Source organism: Schlesneria sp., from assembly GCF_036405755.1.
GTDB lineage: Bacteria > Planctomycetota > Planctomycetia > Planctomycetales > Planctomycetaceae > Schlesneria > Schlesneria sphaerica.
On sequence record NZ_DASWWZ010000303.1, the window covers coordinates 1 to 5203 of the forward strand.

Annotated in this window: 5 protein-coding genes; 3 read left to right on the plus strand and 2 right to left on the minus strand. The window is 55.5% G+C overall.

All coding sequences use genetic code 11. The features are described from left to right. The first annotated feature begins 100 nt into the window (after nucleotides 1–100). Entirely contained in the window at nucleotides 101–1504 is a 1404-nt protein-coding gene (locus VGE80_RS10595) for a hypothetical protein (protein ID WP_440592640.1), read from the plus strand. Nucleotides 1505–1648: 144 nt separating this feature from the next. Here VGE80_RS10595 and clpX read toward each other — a convergent pair whose 3' ends face one another. Together clpX and VGE80_RS10605 are read right to left on the minus strand one after the other, a co-directional pair. Next, complete coding sequence (clpX, locus tag VGE80_RS10600) at nucleotides 1649–2944, minus strand: ATP-dependent Clp protease ATP-binding subunit ClpX (RefSeq protein ID WP_373652739.1); 1296 nt, start codon at nucleotides 2942–2944, stop codon at nucleotides 1649–1651. A gap of 103 nt (nucleotides 2945–3047) precedes the next feature. Beyond that, complete coding sequence (locus tag VGE80_RS10605) at nucleotides 3048–3461, minus strand: hypothetical protein (protein WP_373652738.1); 414 nt, start codon at nucleotides 3459–3461, stop codon at nucleotides 3048–3050. A gap of 645 nt (nucleotides 3462–4106) precedes the next feature. Between VGE80_RS10605 and VGE80_RS10610 the strand changes: the two genes are divergently transcribed. Then, nucleotides 4107–4598, plus strand: a complete 492-nt coding sequence (locus VGE80_RS10610) for a hypothetical protein (RefSeq protein WP_440592641.1) — start codon at nucleotides 4107–4109, stop codon at nucleotides 4596–4598. Nucleotides 4599–4750: 152 nt separating this feature from the next. Further along, a partial coding sequence (locus VGE80_RS10615) for a bifunctional 4-hydroxy-2-oxoglutarate aldolase/2-dehydro-3-deoxy-phosphogluconate aldolase (RefSeq protein WP_440592642.1) occupies nucleotides 4751–5203 on the plus strand: 453 nt, incomplete at its 3' end.

A 5203-nucleotide genomic window follows, 5' to 3' on the forward strand; every position in this document is an offset into this window, starting at 1 on the left:
ATTCCGAGTGTCGTATTCTATTGGACATGTAATTCGCGCTCGACCCAGCTTGTTGATCTGGATTCAAAGTTTCGATCGATTCGGCACGGAGGCCTCGCCGATGCGTTTTCTGTTGCTGATTGCTTGCGCTACTCTGTTTGCGGGCAGTACGCCGCTGCAATCTGAAGAGCGTAAGTTTCCTTATGAAGCGATCGTGGATGCAGAGGACGGCGAGAGTGTCTGGAGCGGACCCGGCCCGAAGTTCTATCCAACCGACAAATTGCGGAAGGGTGATCGGGTCATGGTACACCGCCATGATCCGGGCGGTTGGTGCATGATTGCACCCCCTCCGGGAAGTTTCAGTTGGATCCGAGCCGAGTACGTGCAAAAAAGTGGGCCGCAAAGTGGCGTGCTGAAGGCCAACGATGTTGTCGTTCACATTGGCAGCAACGTGAAGCCAGACGAATTCATGACCGTCCAGGCTCATCTCTCCAAGGGCGATGCCGTCGAAATTCTGGGTGAGAAAGAATTTCGCTTCGATGACACCATGCGGCTGATGTACAAGATCAGCCCGGTGAAACGCGAATGGCGGTGGATCGCGCGCAAATCGATTGTGCCTGCGGATGCAATTCGGACAGAGCCCTTCCCTGCGCCCCAATCGCCGCGCAAGAAGCCCTCAGGGCCCGTCGCGAATCTCGCCGAAGATGCGTTCGCCCGGCCCATTTCGACTGGCCCCATCCGTCGTGAAGAGCGAGACTCAGCGGGTTCGACGGATACGGACGGCGTGGAAAACAGTGGCGTTCGAAAGACCGGACCCGATGCAGAGCAACTTGCTGTAGCACGGAAACAACTTGAAGAAATCGACAATCAGTTTCGGGACATGATCCGTCAGGAACCGACTCAATGGAATCTTGATTCTCTCGACGAGCAGTATCGACGCCTCGATGGGGAGACGGGAATGCCCTCCATGACGGCGACGATCGGATCTCGTCTCGATGCCGTCAAACGTTATCGTGAAATCCACAAGAACTATCTTGAGTTCACACGGCTGTCCGAGGAGACCCGACAGCGAGACGCGGAACTGCTTGCTCTGCAGTCTCCCACTGTCCCGCGCCAGATTCCTAATACCGCTCCACCGCAGAACGTTCCTCCGATTCAGCCAATTCCGCAACAACCCCAGGCTCAGCCGCAGCCGCAGCCGCAATTACAACCGCAACCGCAACCGCAGGCACAGCCGCAACCTCAGCGTCCGGCGCCACCGCAAGGGAATGGTGCTCCTGCCTTCGATGGTGCGGGGATCGTTCAGAAGATGGCCAAAACCTTTCCCGGTGGGCCGCAGTATGTTCTGATCGCTCCGGATGGACGCTTTCTCGCCTACCTTCAGCCAGCCCCTGGAGTCGACTTGAACAGGCATGTGGGACGTGCGATGGGAATTATTGGTCCGCGAGCCCACCGTGACGACTGGAACGCCGACACGATTACTGTTCGCAGTTTGCAGCCAGTTCAGTTGAAGGGAACTCGCTGATATTCGGCATGCGTCCCTTCAAGAACAGGGACGACTCAAGAACAGGGACGACGTAGAAGGCTGACCGGAAGTCGAAGTCGTTCATAAAAAAAGCAGCCCTGACTGAGAGTCAGGGCTGCTTGTGCTTTCCGAGTGATCGGCTGATCACGCCGCGGTGGCGGAATCATCGAGCGGACGAAGTCGGGTTTCACCACGAATGACTTCGGGTGTCAGCACGTACTTCTTGCCAGCCGCCTGATCAGGAAGGTCGTACATGACTTCGAACATCGAGTCTTCCACGACCGATCGAAGTCCGCGTGCTCCCGTATCCTTTTCCTTCGCGATGCGGGCAATTTCGCGGAGTGCGTCTGAGGTGAACTCGAGCTCGGCGTTCTCCATCTGGAAGAACTTCTGGTATTGCTTGACCAGCGAATTCTTGGGTTCGACCAGGATCTTAACGAGGTCTTCTTCTTCGAGTGGCAGAAGAGCGCTGACGACGGGGAGTCGCCCGACAAGCTCAGGAATCATGCCGTATTCGATAATGTCATCGGTACAGGCCTGACTGAGCAGCTTTCCGGAGCGAGTCCGTGCATCTTCGTGGATCGCGGTTCCCGAGGCACCAAAACCGATGGTTCGTTTCCCCATCCGTTTCGCGATGATGTCTTCCAGGCCGACGAATGTCCCCCCGCAGATGAAGAGGATGTTCGTGGTATCGATCTGGATGTACTGCTGTTCTGGGTGCTTACGGCCCCCTTGTGGCGGCACGTTCGCGACGGTCCCTTCGAGCATCTTGAGCAGGGCTTGCTGAACCCCTTCACCAGAGACATCGCGAGTGATCGAGACGTTTTGGGACGTCTTGCCGATCTTGTCGATCTCGTCGATGAAGACGATTCCTCGCTGTGCTGATTCAATATCGAAGTCAGCCGCGTGCAGAAGCTTCAGCAACAGGTTTTCGACGTCTTCCCCGACGTAGCCAGCTTCGGTCAGGGTCGTCGCATCGCCGATGGCGAAGGGGACCTGGAGCAGACGGGCAAGCGTTCTTGCCATCAGCGTCTTACCCGAACCGGTGGGGCCGATCAGCAGAATGTTCGACTTTTCGATTTCGATATCGTTGTCCACGTCAGCCGTGGCCATCAGCCGCTTGTAGTGGTTGTGGACCGCTACGGAAAGCAGTTTTTTGGTGCGGTCCTGACCGATGACATACTGATTCAAGTGTTCCGTAATTTCCCGAGGGGTGGGAACGCGGTTGAACAGTTTGGTCGATCCGCCACGGCGACGTTTTTCCTGGTCCAGAATATTCTGGCACAGTTCAATACATTCACCGCAGATGTAAACTTCGTCCGGTCCCTCGACGAGCGGACCGACTTCGCGGTAGCTCTTTCGACAGAACGAACAGTTTGCATTTTTTTTACCGGTCGCACCGCGCTTGCCGGTCGACATAAAATCGCGTCCTGAGGCCATCAGCTATCCTTCAACGCTGCCGATTGAACTTCTTCAGTGAGTGACACAGTGGTGAAAGCTGGCGGCGCGTCCCTGGCCTGGCTTTGCAATTGGGATTTGCATGCTATTGGGCTTCCTTATCCATCATTTCTGAGGGAGCATCCTCTGGCTTTACGATTGCAGTCGATTCCGGCGCGTCCAGAGGGATGTCGAGCTTCGTCTCCAAAAATCCTGGTAATCCAGTTTCGGCGGGAACTGCGCTTGGTTCGTGTCTTGCCTGTAATGCCTGTTTCGCAGTCAGTGCAAGACGGCTCCTGATTAATCGGAACTCATCGTCTGAGAGGCCACCCTCCTGATGCAATTCGCGGAACTGTGTGAGCATTTCCAGTGTCTCATCCGCATTGTCGGCATCATCGCGAAAGTATGACCTGATCCAAACAATCAGCCAGATCGATCCCAACACTACCAGCCCGACGATCGCCCAACTGAGAGGGCTCATCGCCTGCTGATAATTCTGCCATCGGTTCCAATCGATCATGGCCATCCTCACGCCATTGGCCCTGCTAGTACAGGTCCAACTTCTTCTTCGGCCACTTGTCTTCAAGTGCACTCTGAAGCCATCAACTACCGGGAGCCATCAAGTACCGTCCTCATCGTTCTTCGACTGCGAAGCCATTCTGCTTTCAGCCGAGCTTTGATGAAGCAACATCTGTGCCTATTGTCTTAACACCACTGATTCCGGGTTTCCATCCCCATTCCTGGCATAAGCTGCCGTTCGCTGTTGTAGCGATTACACAAAAGCCGCACGTCTCCCCATCAACAGTTGTAGATTTGAAAGGTCTACAGGTCCAGTCTCGCGTCCTGAACGGGATTTCCCGCTGGGACATGGTTCAAAGTTGCGGTCCGGTGGAATAGAATCGTGCAGACGCCCGGTGAACTGGAATTTTGAATCGATTGATTCGTCATCGTCGGCAAAGTTTGTCAGTTAACCGTTTTGAATCGCTTTTTCTGCTGATGCGATGATGTGTGTCAGTGTGGCATCAGTGTGGCAGGAGTCGCCGATGACGGTTTTCTCGTTCTGGCAGACAGTCTTTGACTGATAAGGATATCATTGCACGTGTGCCGGGATGGCAGATCGAAGACAGGCTCGACGCGACGTATTCAACGGCCGTGAGAAATATTCATGAACTTTGATCAACGACTTGAACGTGCAATTGAACGCGGGCAGCGCCAGCGAGAAGCCGAGAGCCGCGAGCAGGCCCTGCGGGCAATGACGGAAGAGGAATGTCGCAATATCCACTCCAAGTCACGCCTGGAACTTTCTGAACACGTCGAAGCGGGGCTGCGTAAGCTGGCAGACTATTTCCCCGGCTTTGACTACGAGCCTTTGATGTCCGCCGACGGCTGGGGCGCTCGCATCCGTCGTGATGATCTGGCGCCAGGACCTGCCGGTACCAAAGGACTCGTCCACTTTTACAGTCATATCGAAATGCTGGTCCGCCCCTATTCGCCGACTCGCATTCTCGAACTGGTGGCACGCGGGGCAATCCGAAATAAGGAAGTTCTGAGCCGCTCGCACTTTCAGCAACTCGCTCAGGTCGACGTCGAAGGGTTTTGCGACGTCGTCGATCAGTGGATTCTGGAGTTCGCGGAAAAGTTCTCTGCGCGCGCTTGAATACGTCGTCGATTTCTTCTTCCATGCCTTGAATGGCTGTTCTCCAGAGGGCATCGGCCGGGCCTGCCGCGCGGACCATCGGTTTCGCTTACACGTTCGAGGCGATTTTCACACTTACCCGTTCTTTCAGTGTCATCGAAAGGTTTCGACGAATGAGTCGTCATGAAGATTTGCAGCGTGTCTTGAAGAGTGGCATCGTGGCGATTATTCGCGCCCAGTCCGGCGAGCAACTTGTCAGTGTTGCAAAGGCCCTTTACGAAGGGGGAATCGACGTGATTGAGGTGACGTTCACCACCCCCGGCGTGGTCGACGTGATTTCTGCCGTTCGTAAAGAACTGGGCAACAAAATCCTGCTGGGTGCCGGAACGGTACTCGATCCTGAAACGGCACGTGTGGCGATTCTGGCGGGGGCTGAGTTTCTGGTTTCGCCCTGCGTGAATGTTGAGATCATCAAGCTGGGGATGCGTTACGACAAACTCGTCATGCCGGGGGCCTATACGCCGACCGAAATCATGACGGCATGGGAAGCGGGCGCCGACATCGTCAAGCTGTTCCCTGCCGATATCGGTGGCGCTCCGTACCTGAAAGCGCTGAAGGGGCCGCTG

Bases quoted from the DNA above. Each gene is read 5' to 3' on its own strand.
- VGE80_RS10605 (WP_373652738.1), bottom strand. From the start codon at position 3,461: ATGATCGATTGGAACCGATGGCAGAATTATCAGCAGGCGATGAGCCCT.
- VGE80_RS10595 (WP_440592640.1), top strand. From the start codon at position 101: ATGCGTTTTCTGTTGCTGATTGCTTGCGCTACTCTGTTTGCGGGCAGT.
- VGE80_RS10610 (WP_440592641.1), top strand. From the start codon at position 4,107: ATGAACTTTGATCAACGACTTGAACGTGCAATTGAACGCGGGCAGCGC.
- clpX (WP_373652739.1), bottom strand. From the start codon at position 2,944: ATGGCCTCAGGACGCGATTTTATGTCGACCGGCAAGCGCGGTGCGACC.